At 38.0% G+C, this 20,702-nt stretch carries 20 protein-coding genes; 12 read left to right on the forward strand and 8 right to left on the reverse strand.

All coding sequences use genetic code 11. The features are described 5' to 3' along the window. Positions 1-207: 207 nt before the first annotated feature. Positions 208-378 carry a hypothetical protein gene (locus DWW86_RS17110; RefSeq protein ID WP_005428285.1) on the reverse strand — a complete coding sequence of 57 codons (171 nt, stop codon included), beginning with the start codon at positions 376-378 and terminating at the stop codon, positions 208-210. A gap of 156 nt (positions 379-534) precedes the next feature. Between DWW86_RS17110 and DWW86_RS05305 the strand changes: the two genes are divergently transcribed. Next, entirely contained in the window at positions 535-915 is a 381-nt protein-coding gene (locus DWW86_RS05305) for a TnpV protein (protein WP_005428283.1), read from the forward strand. 309 nt (positions 916-1,224) lie between these two features. Further along, the gene (locus tag DWW86_RS05310) at positions 1,225-1,890 is read left to right on the forward strand and encodes a PBECR4 domain-containing protein (RefSeq protein ID WP_005428282.1); all 666 of its coding nucleotides are present in this window, start codon (positions 1,225-1,227) and stop codon (positions 1,888-1,890) included. 411 nt (positions 1,891-2,301) lie between these two features. Here the strand turns inward: DWW86_RS05310 and mobQ are convergent, their stop codons facing one another. From mobQ to DWW86_RS05340, 6 genes are all read right to left on the reverse strand, one after another. Then, positions 2,302-4,011, reverse strand: coding sequence for a MobQ family relaxase (mobQ, locus tag DWW86_RS05315; protein WP_023924145.1), 1,710 nt, complete (start codon positions 4,009-4,011; stop codon positions 2,302-2,304). A gap of 135 nt (positions 4,012-4,146) precedes the next feature. Continuing rightward, positions 4,147-4,368: a hypothetical protein gene (locus DWW86_RS05320; RefSeq protein WP_005428277.1), complete on the reverse strand. Its 222-nt coding sequence runs from the start codon at positions 4,366-4,368 to the stop codon at positions 4,147-4,149. Positions 4,369-4,537: 169 nt separating this feature from the next. Further along, a complete protein-coding gene (locus DWW86_RS05325) occupies positions 4,538-5,395 on the reverse strand; it encodes an ATP-binding protein (protein ID WP_005428275.1) in 858 nt (285 codons plus the stop codon). Next, positions 5,392-6,108 (reverse strand): replication initiator protein A, encoded by a 717-nt coding sequence (locus DWW86_RS05330; RefSeq protein ID WP_005428274.1) that lies wholly within the window; start codon positions 6,106-6,108, stop codon positions 5,392-5,394. The genes DWW86_RS05325 and DWW86_RS05330 overlap by 4 nt, the downstream gene beginning before the upstream one ends. A gap of 24 nt (positions 6,109-6,132) precedes the next feature. Beyond that, positions 6,133-6,516 carry a hypothetical protein gene (locus tag DWW86_RS05335; protein ID WP_005428271.1) on the reverse strand — a complete coding sequence of 128 codons (384 nt, stop codon included), beginning with the start codon at positions 6,514-6,516 and terminating at the stop codon, positions 6,133-6,135. Between the two features lie 3 nt (positions 6,517-6,519). Continuing rightward, positions 6,520-7,623, reverse strand: a complete 1,104-nt coding sequence (locus tag DWW86_RS05340) for a ParM/StbA family protein (protein ID WP_436286257.1) — start codon at positions 7,621-7,623, stop codon at positions 6,520-6,522. Between the two features lie 351 nt (positions 7,624-7,974). Between DWW86_RS05340 and DWW86_RS05345 the strand changes: the two genes are divergently transcribed. The 10 genes from DWW86_RS05345 (at position 7,975) to DWW86_RS05385 (ending at position 17,916) form a co-directional block, all read left to right on the forward strand. Next, positions 7,975-8,730, forward strand: a complete 756-nt coding sequence (locus DWW86_RS05345; RefSeq protein WP_005428267.1) for a hypothetical protein — start codon at positions 7,975-7,977, stop codon at positions 8,728-8,730. Next, positions 8,723-9,616, forward strand: coding sequence for a hypothetical protein (locus DWW86_RS05350; RefSeq protein ID WP_005428264.1), 894 nt, complete (start codon positions 8,723-8,725; stop codon positions 9,614-9,616). Before DWW86_RS05345 ends, DWW86_RS05350 begins: the two co-directional genes overlap by 8 nt. Before the next feature lie 12 nt (positions 9,617-9,628). Further along, on the forward strand, positions 9,629-10,270 hold the full coding sequence (locus DWW86_RS05355; RefSeq protein ID WP_009245407.1) for an ABC transporter ATP-binding protein: 642 nt from the start codon (positions 9,629-9,631) through the stop codon (positions 10,268-10,270). Between the two features lie 18 nt (positions 10,271-10,288). Further along, on the forward strand, positions 10,289-11,707 hold the full coding sequence (ccpM, locus tag DWW86_RS05360; protein ID WP_117942495.1) for a Cys-rich peptide radical SAM maturase CcpM: 1,419 nt from the start codon (positions 10,289-10,291) through the stop codon (positions 11,705-11,707). Between the two features lie 10 nt (positions 11,708-11,717). Further along, positions 11,718-12,767, forward strand: coding sequence for a TIGR04066 family peptide maturation system protein (locus DWW86_RS05365; RefSeq protein ID WP_005428260.1), 1,050 nt, complete (start codon positions 11,718-11,720; stop codon positions 12,765-12,767). A gap of 13 nt (positions 12,768-12,780) precedes the next feature. Beyond that, entirely contained in the window at positions 12,781-13,017 is a 237-nt protein-coding gene (locus DWW86_RS05370) for a hypothetical protein (protein ID WP_005428259.1), read from the forward strand. A gap of 113 nt (positions 13,018-13,130) precedes the next feature. Next, positions 13,131-13,301: a hypothetical protein gene (locus DWW86_RS17665; RefSeq protein WP_009245401.1), complete on the forward strand. Its 171-nt coding sequence runs from the start codon at positions 13,131-13,133 to the stop codon at positions 13,299-13,301. Positions 13,302-13,480: 179 nt separating this feature from the next. Then, positions 13,481-15,001, forward strand: coding sequence for a DUF6034 family protein (locus DWW86_RS05375; RefSeq protein WP_005428257.1), 1,521 nt, complete (start codon positions 13,481-13,483; stop codon positions 14,999-15,001). Between the two features lie 115 nt (positions 15,002-15,116). Beyond that, a complete protein-coding gene (locus tag DWW86_RS05380) occupies positions 15,117-16,211 on the forward strand; it encodes a S8 family serine peptidase (protein WP_009245400.1) in 1,095 nt (364 codons plus the stop codon). Between the two features lie 25 nt (positions 16,212-16,236). Further along, positions 16,237-17,916 (forward strand): ABC transporter ATP-binding protein, encoded by a 1,680-nt coding sequence (locus DWW86_RS05385; protein ID WP_005428253.1) that lies wholly within the window; start codon positions 16,237-16,239, stop codon positions 17,914-17,916. 336 nt (positions 17,917-18,252) lie between these two features. Here DWW86_RS05385 and DWW86_RS05390 read toward each other — a convergent pair whose 3' ends face one another. Beyond that, positions 18,253-20,562 (reverse strand): tetratricopeptide repeat protein, encoded by a 2,310-nt coding sequence (locus DWW86_RS05390; RefSeq protein WP_009245399.1) that lies wholly within the window; start codon positions 20,560-20,562, stop codon positions 18,253-18,255. Between the last annotated feature and the right edge of the window lie 140 nt (positions 20,563-20,702).

A 20,702-nucleotide genomic window follows, 5' to 3' on the forward strand; every position in this document is an offset into this window, starting at 1 on the left:
ATGGGGAATGCAGGAGAAAATTCTTTTCCGCGGACGACGGAGCTGATGGAAGGGATTGATTATCTCATCCGGCAGGCAGTCAGAATGGGTAGACCGATTGCGATAAATATCAGTTTTGGGAATAATTATGGGTCACATGAACCTTATAATTAAGGGAAAACATAAGAAAACACTGATATTTCCTGTGTTTTCAGGCAATTCAGTGTTTTACTCGGATTCATGTTTGGTTGTTGTTTGAGTCTTATAATACTCGGTCAGGATCATGTTAATCTGCTGGGAACGTGTACGATAGTTCGCTTTTGCATCCTTATCAATCTCAGCAACCAGTTCTTTGGACAAAGTAGTATAGACCTGAATATTGTTGGAACTGATAGCCATGTGGCACCTCCGATTCAATTTAATAGAATTATTCTATCATACTTCTTCGGGAGGGGCAATGTGAACTGAAAATTGAAGAATTATTGTTACTGTAAAATTGGAACGGTCGTAAAGAAAATCTATGAATAGAGAACGATAAGAAAGGTAGAACAGACAATGAAGAAAACAATTTTTGAAGAGATGGGCGGTACTTATATCAGACATGGGGATTATCTTATCCCTGCTCTTACCTTACCGAAGGAAGAAGAACAAAGGGTTGTCGGTGTATGGGGACAAAGACATTTGCGGTATTTGAAGGAATACCGCAGATTGCTATATCTGAATATGCTTACAAGCGGCAGGCTGAATGGTTATTTGGCTGATATAGAAGAACAGGCACAGGAACGCTTTGAAAGACTTGTAGAACAGATGAAACAGGCACAAGGCATTACAGAACAGCTAAAGGTGGAAAATGTCTTGGAATGGATAGGAAGAATGAACAATATACAAGTATGTGCGAGGGAGATTGTGGATAAAGAGATAATTTATCAAGAATGAAATGTAAGATAAATAGTGTATAAAATGTAGCAGGGCATCATAAGATAAAATTGTAATTGCATTTTCCACATAGTTCGTGTAAAATGTAATTAGAAAAGCTGTGCATCAGCGGTGGGTTGACACCTAAAATCTGATACGTTTTCCGAACGAAGGTGTCGGAGGTTGGCAGGCAACGGAAAAACCTGATATTTTCCAGACGAAGGTGCTGGAGGTTGGCAGACAACGGAAAAATCAACCATGAGAAGGGAATGTTTAGTGCTGCGGCGTGAACATTCCCTTCTCTAAATTTTATGGGATAAGGATTAAGTTATGGACAAAAGACGTGCAATTCAGATTATGACAAAAGCGGCACAACTATATAAAGAACATCTTGAGGATCAGAAGGTTTTGTTCCTATATGGCTTACCGAAAGAGGTGAATAAGCAATTACAGGAAAGTAATAAGATTTTGTCATCTGTACAGGGATATGAAGTTGTTTTCCATAGATACAATTTTTTACATTTGACAGGAGTTCGATTGAATAAAAAAGAGACAGCTTCTGCAATTCATTTTTACCAGAAATGCCTGGATAAGCGATTAACAGAAAATGATTTTGTTTTTGCAAAAGATGGCTCTACGGGGCAAAAATTGGATATATTGGAACGTATGATGCTTATTAAGAAAAACGTAACAATGATAGGAGAATTTACAGATCGAGGACCGAAATTATATACAGAAAAAGCTGCCGGGAATATATGTGGTTGTATTGGCTTCGTAAAAGATAAAAATACGAAATTAAATGTACCGAACACATTGCTGAAAAAGGACATCAGAGATGTAACAGCACAGCCTACATATAAAGTATTTGCTGTAATATCAAAACACTATACAGATGAGAAATATACAAATCTTGTGAAGATGGACAAAAGTATTGATTTGAAAGAGTGTTGTTTCTCAGAAACAATAGAAAATATGATAGATAGAGAAAATCTATAATGAAATATAAAGAAACCATGCTACTGCTTTTTGTAACAGTATCATGGTTTTATTGTTTGTCGTCTATATTTTAAGTTGATTATTACTTTACAAAATTGGCAATGTTATAATTATCATTGATTTTAGAAGAAGGGAGTATCGAGGGAAATTAGTGGAACTGGTTTTGCAAGCATAGCGTTTGGATATCCAAACGCACTTTGGGAGCCCCCCAAACCCCATTTGTTGGCTTTACAAAGTAGGAATTTTTTGCTCAAGATAAAAAGAGAGTGCGTAAGCGGAAAGAAATCAAATTATGCTTACGCACTTTGTGCCTCACTTTTGCTCGGTGGTTAGCAGTTTGTGAATTATTGGGATGAAGCAATATAACTGTTTTGAGAAAACGGGATATTTTTTATATTAGTAGTTTAAACATTATAGTTCTGTGTTGTGCGATTTTTGCCTGGATTGAACAGGATGTTTTTTTTGCAATTCCTGTTTCCTCTGATATTCAAGTTCCCAGGTACGATGAGAGAAGCTATAGGGATCTTCCATATTGAGATCATCCACTTCATGGGTTGCGATATCACGATAGTGATAGTCATAATATTCACCAAAAGTACCTTTGAGCTGCTCAATCAGTTTCTCTCGGAAAGTAGGTCGTATCTGGATTCTGGCATCCAGTAATTCTGTATATTGCTCTGGTTTAGGCCGGAGTTTTTCCTCTTGGAAAGCGACAGCATCTTTTTCAAGCTGCTCTTTGAGAGCCATATCCTGAGAATCGAGAATATCCAGATTCTTATCCATCTGGTCGTATTTTCTGGAAAGGCTCGCCATATCTTTCTCTGTGGAGCATTCAGCCTGAAACAGCAGCTGTTCTTTGGCAGATTTCAGTTCCTCGATTTCTTCTGTTACGGTTGTAAGCTGCTGGTTTAACTTTATATGCTGGAAAGGATTTAGAATACTGGTTTTACTTTTTTGCACATTTAGTTCTTTCTTTTCAGTAACTTTCGCTTTGAGCTTTTTCTTAATGGTATCATATTTATTTAGGATAGGACGAAAATGCTGCATCCAGTCATGGATCACTTCTTTTTGCATTTCATTATGAAGTAAATGATATTGTGTAAAAATCATATGATTGCGGATTGCTTCTAATGTTTCTGCAATTACCGGAATAGATTTTTCGACAGCTTGAACCAATTTTTTTATCTGTGTTTTTAATTCCCGTAGTATTCTGTTATCCGCACGAACCCGACGGTTGATTTCACACCGGTCTGCTATCATGCCTTTCTTTTCCATATTCTGGGCAATGTAGCCTTCGTGGATGGTTGGCTGTTCAGTGATTCCCTGAGCTGCAAAACTGCGGTGATCAATGGCGGCATTTATCTGATTAAGGGCAAGCATTTTATTTACGGCATCTGCCCAGTTTGCTCTCCAGAGGCAGAGCTGTTCCTCACTGTTCCATTGTTCGGAAATCGGGTTTTGTCTGCCATACCGGGTGCTTTTTGGATGTTTGTCGATACGTTCATAACCTTTCTCCTGTGCTGCCGAGGGAGTCAGATATACTTTCTTTTTCCCAGCTTTATAACGATACTGTTTTTCCCAGCCCTCTTTCTGAGCATCCTTAAATTCAGAAGCAGTAAATCCCTTTTCCTCTCCATCTTTGATGCATAGATATTCTTTTTCGGTTTTATACTGCCATGTTCCGTTTTCGTTTAATGGACGGACAGTAAGTAGAATGTGTGCATGGGGATTGTGACCATCTGTATCGTGAATGGCGAAATCGGCACACATTCCCATATCTACAAAATTCTTTTGAATAAAATTCTGAAGAAGAGAAATATTGCTGTCTTTATCCAACTCAATAGGGAGTGCGACAACAAATTCTCTTGCCAGTCGGCTGTCTTTTGTTTTTTCAGCAGCTTCTACAGCATTCCAGAGTTGCTCCCGGTTTTTCCATTTAGGCGGAGCCATAGGGGGAAGCATTACTTCCTGATAGATCAGTCCATGTTTTCGGGTGTAGTCATGCTGGATGCCATCGTAATCATTGTATATGCGGCTACAGCTCATATAAGCAGATGCAGCGACAGCAGACCGCCCGGAACCACGGCTGACGACCTTGGCTTGCATATGATAAATTGCCATATCTGGCACCTCCTTTCGATGTTGCCTGCAACAGCGGATAGCCCTCGGCAGAGCGCACGAGCCCCGTAGGGGATACCACCGCCCGATTTATCGGGTGGTGAGTAAGTGCGCCCTTCGGGAGTAGAACTTGTGTATTTACATTCCTCTTAGCCGGAGCATCAGCTCCCGCTTTAGGGTATCTAAATCCATTTCTTTAATATGTGGAGCAATGCTTTCCAGAATCGCTCCTTCTTGAATCAATCTGCGTGTTCTGGCATTACGTTCCTTTTTACGGTTTCTTGCTTCGATTTCTTCCAGTCTGTGTTTTGCCTGTAAAAGCACTTTTTCTTCTGGTGTCATAATTCTTTTATTTGCCATATCTGGCACCTCCTTTTTATGCCCGTATCCGGGCGATTTAGTTTTAAAATCTTGTGGTTTAGTACTATAGTTTTAGATAACTGACAGTGGCATGTCTCTGGTGATAAATAAGAAAAGAAAGTAGTACTACTGTCAGTGAAAAATAGTTATTGTGCGATGCTGCTTTGTTTCAACTCTGGTTTGAAGTGTGATTATCTAACAGAATTTTTTTCGTTTTTTTTAAATTAGCTGTTGCATTGTCCTGACGGATATTCCGGTTATTGATACGGATGGGAACACATCTCTCCAGAATCCGGTCATAAATTCGCTTGTGTGCGATATCAGCGGCGTTATTCAGCTCTGATAAAGTGAGATTGGTTGTTATGATCAGGGGCTTTTTACTGCGGTAACGGCTGTCAATCACATTGAATACCTGTTCCAGTGCAAAGTCAGAGTTCCGTTCAATTCCGAGGTCATCAATGATCAGAAGGCTGTAGCGGTTTAAGCTGTGGATGAACTGATTCCTGTCTTCAAAATGCATTCCGGTAAGGGTATTCAGAATCCGGGAAAAGTTGGTCATCAGTACCGGGACGCCTTTTTCCAGAAGGGCATTGGCAATGCAGCCTGCAAAGAAAGATTTTCCAGTACCGACATCGCCCCAGATGAGAAGTCCGGAAGCGTTTGCTTTCATCTCTTCCCAGTTACTTACATAATTGTGTGCAAGTTTCATTTCCGGATTGCTGCCGTTATCTTTGGCAAAGGTGTAGTCATAAAGTGATTTGTCCTGTAAGCCGCTGGTTTTGAGATGCTCTATTTCCATTTGCTTTTCATGAAGTTTTCTCTGGGCTTCCTCCTGTTCAAAGATCTCCTGCTGGCACTTACAGCGGATGGAAGGAATAAGAACCTTTCCCTGTAATTCATGCCTGCACTGTCTTGGCGTATTGCATTTGGAACAGTAGATCAGGTGATTTGTTTCGTTAAAATATTCATCAGACTGAAGCTCTCTGTTTGGTGTGATAGCTGTTGGTTTTTCTGTAAATGTTGTCATAATGTTTCGTATTCCTCACTTTCATAATTTCGTTGCCGGGAAACAGGATGATCCTGTCTTGCCCAACGGATGATGGTAGCTGCATGGTTTTGGTATTGCTTTCCGGTAGAAGCCATATAACCGGATAAGCGTTCCATATAGTCCTGCCAGTCAGGGATTGTCTGCCGGATATTTTCCAGCTCCGTCTCTGACAGAAAAACATTTTGAAATGTTCCATAGGGTGAGCGTGGCTCTTTACTCCCTCTTATTGTTAAATGGTTCTTTTTTATCTCTTTCTTATTACTGGACAGTTTTCTGTCTGTATCAGGGAAAGAATCCTGTCTGTCAATAGGACAGTTTTCTGTCTGTCTTGAGGAAAGAATTCTGTCTGTATTGCTGAGGGTTTCTTTCGGGATTTTTACATAGATCCGATTAGGGTGTCCGGGTCCCTGCCGTTTTCGGAAGATAAGCTCTTGTTTTTCCAGTACTGCCAGAGCAGTTTTCACCGTCATCTGGCTTTTGTGGAGAACTTCTGCCAGTGCTTCAATCGTAAAGTAGAGGAACACATGACCATTTGTATCTGACCAGCCCTCATTTTTCTGGGAAAGCCTTGCACGGTCGAGCAGGATCATATAAAGCATTTTGGCAGTTTCGTTTATTTCCATGTCCAGAAGAAAACGGGGAAACATCATATAAGATGGCAGGCTTGTGTCTGCTGTCAGAAAGTCCGTCATGTGTTCACCTCCAATCACAATGGTTTATTCTCCAAGAAAATCCCAGTCTATATCACGATCCGGCTGTTCTTTTTCAGGAGCTGGAAAGGGCATCCTGATGGGGGATTCCCTTTCCAACATGCCTGCAGTCAGCCCGGACAGAAAAATCGGCAATGACTGTTTCAGGCTGTGTTCTACTGCTTCTACAATCTGTTTCACAAAAAGTTCTTCCCGTTCCCTTGTTTCCAGATAGGGATCAGCCTGAGTGCGGTAGTAGCGGTCAAAATAATCGACCAGTGCAAGGGAGATTACCTGGCTGTAAGATTTAAAATTCTGTCTGTCCATCGTCTGTAAATATTCCCAGGCTCTCCGCTGCTGGTCTTTGTCCAGATTAAATCGCAGGTTTGTGTTGCGGATATGGTTCTGCATGGCTTATCCCCTCCTTTTCAGGCTCATATAAGCCAGAGATTCATAACCTTTGGCAGTGGCACAGATATCATCAAGGATGGTAACTCGTGATTTGTCATACGCTCCAAAGTTACGGATCAGGCATCCACCGCCTCCGACCACATACAGGCGCATCAGGCCAGGATTGTATTCATATTTGCGGAGCGTGGCAAAAATATCTGTGACATACTGTCTGGCAACAGCAGTAATACAATCCAGATAAGACGCTGAAATGTCAGCGGTTCCAAACCGCAGAATCTGCTCTACGGTAGATTCTTCAATCTTTACTCCGAAGTTGTCCAGAACAGCGTTTTTAGCGGCAATCATGCATTGGTTTACGCCAAACTTTTCTGTCCAGCACCGGCTTTCCTGTGCTTTCTTATTATTGATATACAGAATGTTCATGGTTCCGTTGCCGATATCTGCAAGAAGATTTGTCCCCTTGAAATCTCCAAGTCGGTTTACGATAGCCGGATATCCCTGCGGGTAAAGGCTGCATCCCACAAAACGGAGATGATACTCTTTGCTGTTAAATCGGTAATGGACTTCTGGATTCTGGAGCAGATAGGAACGGAAATCTTCTCTCTGGTTTCTGATCCATGTCAGAGGAAGCCCGGCAGCCAGATGAACGTCTGCTTCACGGATGGAAAAGACATTCAGTTCCCTTGCAATCGCCATGAGAGTTAGAAGATAATATTCTTCGTCCATAGCTTTATCTGGGATAAATTCTTTGTGTCCTTCGCCAATCCGGTAGTAAATGCCGTTATATTCCAGAATATTCCCGGTGAAGATGGGTTCTGTTTCATAGGCTTTGATTCCGGTTGGTGTGACGGTATTTGCTGTTTTCATGTTGCCGTAGCCGTGATCTACAGCAATGATTTTTGTGTTTCTGAGTTCTCGCATAAAAAACACCTCCATTTTCGTATTGATTAATTCAGCAGGCTGTACCGGTGTGGTACTGCTTTGCTGTGAGATAAGCATACGAAAGTTGGAGGAAAAAGACATTGAGGGAAAATTGAGTTGGAATTGAAAAATAGGATATAATTTTGTAAAATAGAGCAATTTCTTTAGTTTTTTATAGCCCTGCATTTTTTTGTTATAAACGTTCATTAAATGTTGACATGTTATTATATAAATGATAAAATTGTACAATAAAATGTGGAAAGTTGGATGGAATTTATTGAATTATAATAAAACTAATCGTACTTAACTGGCGGCTTATGTATTTGTAGAACTTAGAATAATAGAAAATTTAAAATATTATCAATTTTTACAGCTGTTGCAATGCTTTCAGTAGGAACAACAGTTTTTGCAAGTCCTTAACTGTTGTTTGATAAGGAGTGTAGTTTTATACAAATAGTGATATTATTGCAAAAAACTAGGATTTTATAAAAATAAAAAAATCAAGTCTATAGCTGTTTGAAGTGAGGAGAAAAGCGTATGAGAAATGTGTTGGCAACGGACATAAAAAACAATATTCGAAGCATTCGCTTTATTTTGGGGATTTTTCTAATCGTTTCGGCTACCCTGATGTCTGAGCATGAGATGTTGCAGAAGATCATAAATGCAGGCGGATCTGCAGAAGGACCAGGCTGGTTCGTAGCATACACCTATTGTATGAACAGCGTTAATATGCTTCTGTTTGTTCCCATTGCCGTTGCTTTTGCGGGTGGAGAGAATACGGAGGCTGAGCTGCACAGTCGTTTTTTTCTGTTCAGTTATATCCGTTCAGGGAGAAAACAGTATCTCGTAGGAAAAGCAGCAGGATTGTTGGTCTCCGGAGGTTTGACAGCTTTTTTAGCCATGGTGTTCCTTCTTGTAATCTGTATACTGAGGTTCGGTCAGTATCCTTCTCTGATTGACGGAAATTATGAGATGGCAGTGCTTGTGGGCAGAACGGCGGTAAGCTTTCTGAGATTGTTTTTAAATGGCGCTTTTTGGGCGCTAATTGGCGGTACGTCGGCTGTCATAACAAAAAATCGCTATATGTCCTATGCCGTTCCTTTTATTCTTTATTATGTCCTGACCGTATTTCAGGAGCGTTACTATCAAAAAGCATTCTTTCTGAGTCCCCGCTATTGGGCGGCGTCTATTTACTACAATGATATCTTCTGCATTGCTATATTAGCGGTTGGAAGTTTTTTAACGGCACTGATCTTTATGTGCGCAATAGAAAGAAGGTTGCGGTATGCGTGATATTAAACAGGCTTTTTGGATTGCAGGCCAGAATTTCTATGGATGGAAAAAAAGTCCGAGGATCTGGATGACCTTTATTTTGGCAGCTATATTATGTCTGATGCTGTCGGATCAGATTATTTCCCATGCGATAAAATATGAGACAATCCTTCAGGTATTCGAGCCGTTTATTTGGACATATGGGGATGCATCCTCTGTTATGCTGTCCTCCCTGCTTTTAATCCTGCTCTTTGCGGACATGCCATTTATCAGTCAGGCAACTCCGTATTGGCTTGTACGCACAAAACGGAAGATATGGCTTGCGGGTCAGATTATCTATGTGATCCTGGCGACTGTGATCTATAATATTTTTTTGGCTGTGATGCTTGGAATTATGGGAGCTCCCTTTTCCTTTACGGGAAATGTGTGGAGCGAAACAGCGGCAATGTTGGGCTATGGCGGTGGGGAGAGCATAACCGTTCCTGTTTCCATAAAAACAATGGAAAGCTCAACTCCTTATATGTGCGCAGCAATAGTGTTTGGACTTGTACTTTTATATACTCTTTTTATCGCAGTTCTCATGTTGTTTTTAAATCTGGCTGCGGGAAATATGGCAGGGGTGATCGGTGCTTTTGCAGTCAGTCTGTATGGGCTCCTGCTGAACCCAGATGTTTTCCGGAAACTGTTTCATTTTACAGAAAGTCAGGAATATAGGGCGAACGTGTTCTGCGGCTGGCTGTCTCCGTTGAACCAAGCTACCTTTCCCATGCACAGCTTTGGTTATGATTACCTGCCAGGGATCGGGATGAGCATGTTCATATTTGCAATATTAATCATAGCGCTGATCGGCTTGTCAGCCGTCCGAATTAAGGGCTATAATTTCTCTTTTACGCAGACAAACGAATAAATGGAGGGCAAAATGGAATATGCAATCAGGTTGAAGGGACTGACAAAATCCTTTCAAAAAGAAAAAGTATTAAAGAACATTACCCATGATTTTGAAAAAGGGAAGATTCATGGGATTATGGGGTTTAACGGTTCAGGGAAAACCGTAATGTTTAAATGCATCTGTGGATTTTTACAACCTGAGAGCGGCACAGTGCTCGTAGGGGGAAAACAGATCGGAAAGGAGCTGGACTTTCCAGATTCCGTAGGCATTATCATTGAAAACCCTGGCTTCTTTCTGGATCTCAGCGGTTTTGCGAATTTAAAGAGACTGGCGTCTCTGAAACACCGTATTTCCGATGACGATGTGAGGGCGACGATGCGTGCCCTAGGGCTTGATCCTCTGTCTAAAAAGAAGGTAGGACAGTATTCTCTTGGAATGCGTGAACGTCTTGGTATCGCACAGGCAATCATGGAAGATCCGGAGCTTTTGATATTGGACGAGCCTTTTAATGGTCTGGACAAGCAGGGGGCAGGAGAGGTCTGCGAGCTTTTGCGGGGATTAAAGGAACGAGGGAAGACTATTCTTATCGCAGCACATAACATGCTGGAGATCGAATGGCTCTGCGATACGATCTGTGAGATGGATGCAGGTGTCCTGACGCAGATAAAATAAAAATACGGGGGAAAGAATATGGGAAAGGTATTAATTAAATGCATTCAAACACCAATGCAGAAATATTTTTATGATCGTTCTTTGGATTCTGTAGTTATGGTGAATGATGAAGAATATCAGATATTAAAAACTGTGGAAAAGACAAAATTGGTTCCTGATGGAGTGTTAAGACGGTTTGTGAAAAGCGGATTATTGCGTGAGACTGCGATAGAAGAAATTGAGCATCCTGAGACAGAAAACTTACATTTGTTGGCAGAACATTATATGTGCAATCTGATTTTGCAGGTAACTCAGCAGTGTAATTTGAGATGCAAATATTGTGCATATTCTGGAAACTACTATAATCGTTCCCATACGTCAAATAGGATGGATTTCGAGACAGCCAAAAAAGCAATAGACTTTTATTTGAAAAGAAGCGAAAAAGCGGATCAACTTGCATTATCATTTTATGGGGGTGAGCCTCTTCTGGAATTTGAATTGATTAAGAAATGTGTTTCCTATATTTTACAACGTAAAGGGGATAAAAAAATTCTTTTTACTATGACGACTAATGGGACTTTAATGACAGAAGATGTCATAGAATTTTTGGTAAAATATGAGTTTAATCTTATGATTAGCCTTGATGGTGATAAGAAAAGTCACGATATAAATCGAAGATTTAAAACAGGAAAAGGTTCATTTGACATTATTTTAGAAAATTTGAGTAGACTGAAAGCTTACAATGAAGAGTACTATTCAAAAGTTTTGTTTAATTGTGTTATTAGTTCTTCATCAGATCTTGAAAATATATATCGATTTTATTCGGAAGAAGAGCTGTTTGAAGCAGGGACAGTGAATTTCAATTATGTAAATCCAGTTGGTTTAAAAGATGAGACATTGTCGCGCATAACACAAAAAAATTTCAGAGTACATCGACTAGCATATATAAAGATGATTTTATCTGTATTAGAGAAGCGAAAATGGGATGCACAAAGTCGATTGTTGCGAAGAGAACTGCAAGATATTGAGTTATTATATGAACAGCTACATAGTCATGTTGCTGAAGGCAAAAAAACACATCATGGTGGTCCATGCATTCCTGCAGTTAGAAGACTATTTGTGGATACAAAAGGTGAATTTTTTCCATGTGAAAGAGTTTCGGAAGAAGATTCAGAAATGTGCATCGGAAGTTTGGATTCGGGATTTGATTTTGATAAAATGAGTTTCCTACTTAACCATGGTAAGATGATTAAAGAAAAATGTTTAGGATGTTGGAATTTGAGAATGTGTGCATATTGTTTGGCGCAAATTCCAAAAGATAATCAGATATTAACAGAAAATATGTTGCTACAGCAATGTGAAAACTCAAAAGAAAGTACACTTTTATTGCTATATAAATTGTGTATACTTGTTGAGTTTGGATATAAAGGAAATGAAAATTTGCAAGTATTAAAATAAAGGAGTGCATATGGAAAAATTAGTTGTGTTTCCATTAAATAATGACACAGAAATACTTATCAAGGGATTGAAAGAAAACAAATTATATCAGGTGGTTGCGGTATCCAGCTATATAGAAGATAGGAGTAGGCTTGAACTATTACAAAAGAAGAGTTCGATATATTGTAGTACAGAATTTGAAGAATGTCTTACTCGAGCTGATGCTATTGTTTTTTCAGAAAATACAATGGGATATAGTTATGACGGATACCAAAAAAGAGTGCAAATGGCATTAGACTCAGGGAAAAAGATTTATGCTGGTTTAGCACTGCTAGATAAGATTCAAATTGACAGAGATAAAGTATGTATATTACAGGAAAGTGAATTGTCAGATGAAGTTGTTTCGCCAAATAAAAAAGAAATAGATATTCCGGTAATATCAGTCATGGGATTGGGCGAAAATTGCGATAAATTCCAATTGCAAGTGAAGATTAAAAAGGTGATTGAAAAACAGGGGTATCGTGTACTGGCACTTTGCTCTAACGTTCTCGGTGGATTTTTAGGAATGGAAAATCTTCCTGGCTTTCTATATTCAAAATTCATGTCTTATCCAGAAAAGATTATTGCTTTAAATCATTGGATACATACAAAAGTAAAACAACAGGAGTACGATGTGATTCTTGTGGGTTGCCCTGGTGGTGTTTCGGAATTTGAAAAATATGAAACAAATTATTTTGGCGAGTTACCTCTGATTATTTCAAACGCATTGGATGTAGATATAGGCTTTTTGGCTTTGTATAGGTATACTGATTTGAATTATACTGTATTAAAAAATATAAGCGATTTTGTTCTAAGAAAATATAATACACCAGTGAAAGAATATATTCTTTCACGACAATTTTATAAGGCGGATCATGAATGGAAAAAGATACGGTATTATACCATGGAGGATATGAATGAAAAACCAGCGATACCTGAAAATTCTGAATATCAAGTCCTTGATATATTTGATGATACTAAAATTGAAAAAGAAATTTTGAAAATTTTGGAAGAACTTGCAAATAATATTTTTGTAATATAAGTGAGGAGATAGGATGGAAGAGCTAATTAAAAATGTGATATTGAAATACACAATGATAAAAGTAGAAAATTCAGAACAGAATCTATTGGATTTGCCTGTAGTAGAAGAGTGCTGGATATATGTGATAATGGAATTAGAGAATACATATAATTTGCCGATTATAAAATTGCTGGATGATATAAAAGTGGATGAGTTTAATTTGCAAACAATATGCGATAAATTAAATCACATACGAAAAGTAGCATTTTGAATTAGTTTATTCTATATCCGGAAATTATAATATGAAATATCATATATCTGTTTCTCTTGGCACCAATGAAGCGGAAATATTGATATTATTTTAACAGAAAGGAGGAGAACCGTATGAAGAAACTCAACAAAAATATGAAGAAAAACAGGAACACGATTGAGTCTTTTGGGTGCGTTTGTGGATGTGGTTGCCCATGTTCATATTGTGCTGCGACTTGGTTATCTCAGCATAATGCGGATGCTTCAAGAGTGGTTATTAGTAATGACAATAGCGTAATGTACTAACAAGTTATAGTTACTAGTACATAGAACAGACTGCCTTATACATTAAAATAAATAAGGTAGTCTGTTTCTAAAAAATATACGAAAACGTTAATAGTGTCAGGAAGGTATTTATAAGTTAAAGAGTTTATAATTGAAGTTTCGTGAAAAAGCGACAATTCTATAAGATATATGGAGAAAAAATGAAAAAAAGTGTTCTAGCAATTATGGTAGGTGCGTTGTGTATTATTCTTTCCAGCTGTCAGGAAACACCAGAGGAGAGTTCGGTAGTCAGCAAAGTGGATGGGATTAGCGAGGCGGCTGTCTGTGAACCTCTTAAAAAAGGAGAAAAGAGAGAGACAAATGTTCCAACGCATTGGAAATTTGAAGAAAAGAAAAGCAACGACCGTGTGGTTATCCAGGCAGATATTAAGTTGGGCGAACAAAGCATTGGCAATCTTCCAGTCATAGAGATGCAAAATCACGAGTTAACGCAGGAAGAACTGAATGGATTGATTGATTATTTTACGGACGGTGAGGAACTATATATGCCACAGATGGTGACAAAGGATGCGTATCAGGAAGTGTTAGACAGGATTTCCAGCAAGGAAGGAAGTTACTTGCAATCAGCATATTCTACATCGATTGCAGGGATTCAAAACGCAACCCGAGAGGGGATGGAGCTTGCACCGGATGAAGCGTCTGCACCGGAAAAGATGGAGATAAAATTTCAAAAAAAAACAGAGGATCACGGTGTGGAAGCGGCACGGAGTTGGATGAGTACTGAATTGGAAAACACAGATACAGAGGATTATTTTACTGCAGATGTGGGCGAGGACAGGAAGGCATATATAGAAGCAGAGCGGTATAATCAGGAAATTGACAATGACAGTAGTTTTCTCTGGATGGAGGGTTCTAATTTTATAGAAGAAGAAACAATAGAAACTGAGGAAATGCAGAGTGAGTATTACAGTAGCTTTGGCATGGATACCAACGGCTATACAGAGAAATTTCATGAACTGGCAGATGCGTATCGAAAGTGCATGGACAAGATCACCTTTACAGAGGAAGATGGAAAGGAACAGGCAGAACAAGTTTTAGAGGATTTAGGTATCGATGGAATGGGCCTTGTAGATTCTGATCGTACCGTGTGGTTCCCGAATGGCGCATGTTCAGAGCGCAATGGTCTGGGACTTGGTAGTGATGCTTTGTGGCAGGGAGATCTGGATAGAGGATTACCGGGATATCTGTATTGTTTTTCGAAAAGTGTAGAGGGTATTACTTCAGTTCCTGATGGCGTGGTTGCGGAAGAAACAGTGGATAGTTATGTGCCTCCGTTCCAGGTAGAAACAATCTCTATTCTGATAACAGAGGAAGGAATTAAATATTTTAAATGGGATGGGATATCGGAAGAAGTCTGTACGGTGACGGAAAATACAAAGCTTCTGCCTTTTGAAAAAATACAGGCAAAGCTGACAGATCAGATTTTTTATTGGTATTCCGGAAAAGGCCAGTCTGCCAACGACACTACCGCACTGGAGTATGATGTGGTAAACGCAAAATTGCAGTATACTTATACCACAGCCTATCAGGAGCCGAAACACGCATGGTTGGTTCCAGCATGGATTTTTACTGTCAGGGAAAGTATTGGTGGAAATTCTCTACAGGAGCTTTCTTATGTGATCAATGCTTATGATGGCAGTGTGATTGGAGAAGCATATTAGGGTTCAGCGACACTTGAATTTTTATTGACCATAGAATTACAAGGTTTATCATGAGAATAATAAATATGCGATATTTGGCTTGGATATATAACAGGTAAGAATAGGAATAGTGCAAATGATTAAGCTCGCATTGATTGATAACGGTATACCTTATCATATGAGAAATAACAGGAATCAAAGGATTGTTCATAAATCTTTTTTGGCTTCTAAATGCGATCCAAGTGAGTATAAAGACGATAAATCATTCCATGGCGCTGTATGCGTCGGAATTATCACAAGCATATGTAGTGATATAGAATTATGGGACTTGAATGTGACTGACTCTGCAGGAACAACACAGATCACAGTTTTGCTGGAAGCTTTGGAATGGTGTATTCAAAATAAAATAAAGTTAATTCACATGAGTCTTGGAACAATCAATTATTTTGATATTAAACCCTTATGGATTCAAATAAAAAGATTACTTGATGCTGATGCGATTATAGTAGCAGCATATCATAACAGAAATATAAAGACTTATCCAGCTGCATATCCAGGTGTTTTTGGTGTCAGGCAGGATCGTTATGGTCTTTTGGGAAATGGTCAAATTCTGTTTCAAGAACAAAAAGGTTATAATATTGAGAATTCTATTATAGCAAATTTTTCGTGGAATGGGATCGTAAATCAAGCCAATAGTTATGCGGCTCCTGTTGTCACTGGACATATTGCTACATATTTAAACAGAAAGCCCACAGCAGGATTTGATGATGTTATGGACTTTTTGATGACTATAGCAACGCATAAATCTGATTATCCGGATATACTAGAAAATGTAATAAGGGATAAAACCAATATAGAGATACCGGTAATTGCCGGTATTGATTTAGATTACGAGGAAATGATACAGCTAAAAGTGATGTTTAGTCAGAACGGTTATTACGCAATAAATCTGCAGAAAAATCCTTTAGATGAAAATGTAATTCCTTTAGAATATTATGACGATTCCAATGAGTCATTGAACGATATCCTTTATACAGTATATATAGCTTATGAACCTGATATTATTCTTTTGAATCAAGAGGAAGAAATATTTGAAAGTAGTAAGGCATCAGATATAGATATGTATATTGTGCGTAAAAATAATATGTATGAATTGTATGCAGAAGATCGAATAGGAATAACTTACAATATAGAGGATATATATGAGCTTGTTTGTCAATATTTTGCTTAACGAATAGTGAGGATGGCAATTGGATATGAGAGAAAATGGGAAAACATGGTATCGAATTTGTAAAATGTTGTGTGAATATAAAAAGTATTTTCCAGGGATTATCTGTTGCCTTTTGGGTTCATCATTCATAACGTTTATACACCCACTGCTTATAAGACAAATAACAGATTGTGGTATATTGCAGAAAAACATGAAATACATTCTTTTATTTTCTGTTATATTAATAATAATTTCTTTAACCCAGCAAGAGTTAAATATAATCCAAACAAAATTATTTTCAAATGTACATAATCAGTTTACACATTCTCTCTATAAAAAGACTTACTGGAAAATCAATAGGATGAAAATACAGTATTTTGCTGAAAGAGGAAGTGCAGAGATTATAAATACAATTGGTATGGATATTGATAATGTGTCATCTGTTGTGGATCAGATTACTCAGTTTTCTATATCATCAATTCTCCAAATAATAGGAGGAGTAGTTGGGCTGTCCTTATTAGACTGGAAATTAGCAATATTGATAGAAGCAATTATTCCACTGAAATTTATAATAGTGTCCTATTGTGCAAACAAGAAACGGGAAGTGTTTGAACAGTGGATTGAGGATAAACGAAAGTTTATGAGTTGGTTTGCCGAGTGTATAAATGGAATTCATGAAATGAAGCTCTGGAATCTGTTTCAGGTAAAAAAATCTCAATTTGAAGGTCTGCAAAAAGATTTGATGGATTCATATAAAAAGAACGCAATGCTAGATGAATATAGTACTGTCAGTGTTGTAGTAATAGACACGGTTGTAAATGCGTTATTATATATATTAAGTGGGCTTTTTATAATAAAAGGAGAATTCACTATAGGCGGAGCATTTGCTTTTATTACATATAGTGCATATGTTGTAAATCCAATTTCAGCATTGATAAACATTAAATATTATTTTGCGCAAATTGAGCCATCGGCAAAACGTCTTTTTGAGTTATGGGGACAACCGGAAGAATTGGAAATGAAATTATGTGAAATGAAACCTGAGAAAATTTATCAAGATAGGGATATGGTTTTTGAAGTAAAAAATCTTGTCTTTGGTTATGAACCAGGACACCCTATTTTAAATGGTATTTCACTATGTGTAAAAAAAGGGGAACGAATTGCGATCGTAGGAGAAAATGGAAGTGGCAAATCAACACTTTTGAACCTTTTGGCGGGATTCTACCGGCCACAAAAAGGAATAATAAAATTGTATGGAGCTCCTGTGGAATTGATGGATATACAAGATATGAGAAATAGAATTGCGGTTATAAGCCAAAGACCATATCTATTCCAAGGGACTATAGAGGAGAATGTTAATATCGATGGAAAGGCGTCAAGAGATGCAGTTGTTGAAGCATGTAGAAAAAGTGGTGCTTTAGGTTTTATTGAAAAATTGGATCATGGATTTGGACAAAAAATTGGACAAGATGGTGCAAAACTTTCTGGAGGAGAAAGACAAAAGATAGCTGTAGCTAGGGCTCTGCTGAAAAATGCAGACATTTTACTTATGGATGAGGCTACAGAAGGATTTGATGTTGAATCAAATGAAGCTTTACGTGAGTTATTACATAGTGAATTAAAAAATAAGACTATCGTTTTTATTACGCATAAGTATAAAGAACTGGAAAGTGTTGATAAAGTATATCGCCTTTCAAAAGGAATTTTAGAATTGGTGCGGAGTTAGAGATATAAATTTCTAATAGAACTGAGCCACTATGCATTTGACATATTGTATCAAACAGTAGGTTGATGACGAGATGATTGTAATGTATCGCAGATTGAACAAGCAGAGGAGCATATTTACAAGTTCTCAGGCATTGATGAAGGCAATATACCTAGACTATAAAAAATTTGAGATAGGAGGAGCGAAAAGTGTCAAAAAAAGAAAAGTGATCCTTATGTAAACGCTCCATGTCTAAGAAAAAATGGAAATGGACAAGCGCCTAGTCTTGGAGTGTATCTCAAAACTAGGCGTTTACATTATTGAGGCAATATATTTTACAAGTGTTTGTAGGAACCGTTAGTGCTTGGTGAGAAGAATACTTTTTGCCAGAGCAATTCCAGCTTGTGGATACAATTCTTGAATTGCTTGATATTTTTCTTCAATCAATTCGGGTTCGTCTGCCCATATATCCTCATAAATTTTCAAGGCTTTTTTAAAATGGGTTTTCGCTTGCGAAATATTTGCAGTGATCAGGCAGATACTTCCAAGGGATTCCTGTACCTGGGCATAATCCAAACAGTGGTTTGAATTATATTCTTTGATAATCTGTGCTAATTTCTGAAGAGCAGACAGGGCAAGGTCAGGTTCTTGTATTTCAATTAAGAGGACAGCATAATTATTAATCTGAGGAATACTGTCATTAGTATAAAGAAGCTGGTATTGTTGTAAAAGAGAGATACCCATTTTCATGTGCCTTTTAGCGAGATCAAGTTGTCCGTTGATTCGGTAAAGCCCTCCAAGATTGGAATGGAGGTTGGAAACCAGGTGGGCATTTTCTTTTGTGGTTTCTTTTATTTGAGCAAGTGCTTCTTTTTCTAATTTTATCGCTTTTTCTGTTTTGGGTTCCAGAGTTGCCTGATAATCCAATAGTAAGGCACGGTCAGATGCAGTCCCGTAAGTATTTGCTTTTATAAAATGCTGTAGTTCCTGGATGATTTTTTTCATACCCTTTTGATAGTGGTACTTCTCCATATATGGAAAAACATCTTCTAAAAATAACAGGTATTGGGGAATATCGTCCTTTTCAATGAAAAGCATGATGTTTTCTACTGTTTGAAATAATTTTTTATAATAGCTAACTTCAATGCCATGCATCAAACATATTTTTTGCAGAGAATCCAATAACGTGTGGCAGCTTGTAACAGAAGGTGCGGTCTCGGAAACTGCAATTTCCTGAATCATTGGATGCAGAGAAATAGTATGCCGGAGACTTGACTGTACAAAACCTGTCTCGATCAGATCATTCACGTCATTTAAAGTAGGCAGCTCCAGCCATTTGGAAAATATACGGGCAGAAATACCAGATGAAGGCATAAAACACATATTGCACATAATATCCTGCTGTTTCCGTGATAAGGAGTATAACGAAAACAGGGTATGGATATGGTTGTAATAGGTGGCTTTTTTGCTCTGACCATCTTTCATTACTTTAATCTTATCTTCATTATGAAGAGAAGCCTTTTCCTCTTGAAGTTTTATCAATAATTGCTCTGGAGTTAAAATTCCATTTTCCAGAAGTTTGGCTGCCAGTTCGACAGCAAAAGTATGGTAGTGTACAGTTTCTATGATTTTTTCTACGATTGCCCGGTTTTCCTCTGCTTCTGAATAAAATACAGATGTCAGTTGAAAAAGAGTGGGTATATCTTTCAGTTCTTTTAATTGAAAACTACAGTATTCAGACAGTTGGCTTCTGGTTGTAAATAAAACCCGGCAACGGTATTTTAATACGACTGACAGGCAACTGTCCTGTGTGGATGTGACATTAAAATTGTCTATGATCAGCAGTGTATCAGATTTCAAAGAGCGTAAGAAACGGTTATGTCTTTGAAAACGTTCCTGCTCACTGATTTCTGGTGGATCATCAATAAAATCCATGTCTACAATATCTTGATATAGATTACCGGTGTATTCCATATAGAGAATATTGGTGTACTGTTTTCTGTATTGCTTTGCATAGGCTTTAGCAAGCTCGCTTTTTCCAATTCCGGCAATTCCATAAAGAAATATATGTCGGTTCTCTTCAAACAAAGTATGGAGTTCATCCAGTTCTTCTTCTCTTCCTAGAAAATGACGGCATGGTTTTGGGACTTCGCTGTCCATAATGTAATCCAGAACAATCGGAGATAGAACACCTCCTGCAATCAGTTTTTGATTTCTTGTATCACGTTTAATAAATTGCCGTTCCATACCAAAAGAAAGTACTTTTGCTAAAAACAACAGCCTTGAATCAGAAGGTTTATATAGAGATACAAGTTCCTGCTTTTTTGTATCCGAAATCGTATCGTCCTGTATGAATAACGTGTAAATGTCCTGTATAACCATGTTGCAGTCTGCCATTAAGGGAAGTAAGTTCCGCTGAATGGTTGTTGCCAGTTTTTTCTGATTGCTGGGTTTTGCATAATATGAGGTTATTTTGGGACTGATTTTTGCTTGTCCGGTTATCCAGCGGCAAATTAGACCATTATCCATAGAAAAATCTTCATTTATCGGATCATTCATAAAATCTTCAAATAATTCGTATAAAAAATCAGGTTGGTTCATCTGATTGCTTTCACTGATTTGATTTTTTAGGCATGTGCTAATAGAAGAAAAATCACATCGTTCCAACAGAAATCCCTCCTTTGGTTTTCGTGTTTTATATTCTTAAAGTCTTTTTATTATAACACGAACAAATGTTCCGGACAATAGGAATTGATACTGTATAGGAAGAAAATGAATCTTAAAAACTCAATCTGCGGTCAATTTCA

This window comes from Ruminococcus sp. AF17-22AC, assembly GCF_003460065.1.
In the GTDB taxonomy this organism is placed as follows: Bacteria; Bacillota; Clostridia; order Lachnospirales; family Lachnospiraceae; genus Blautia_A.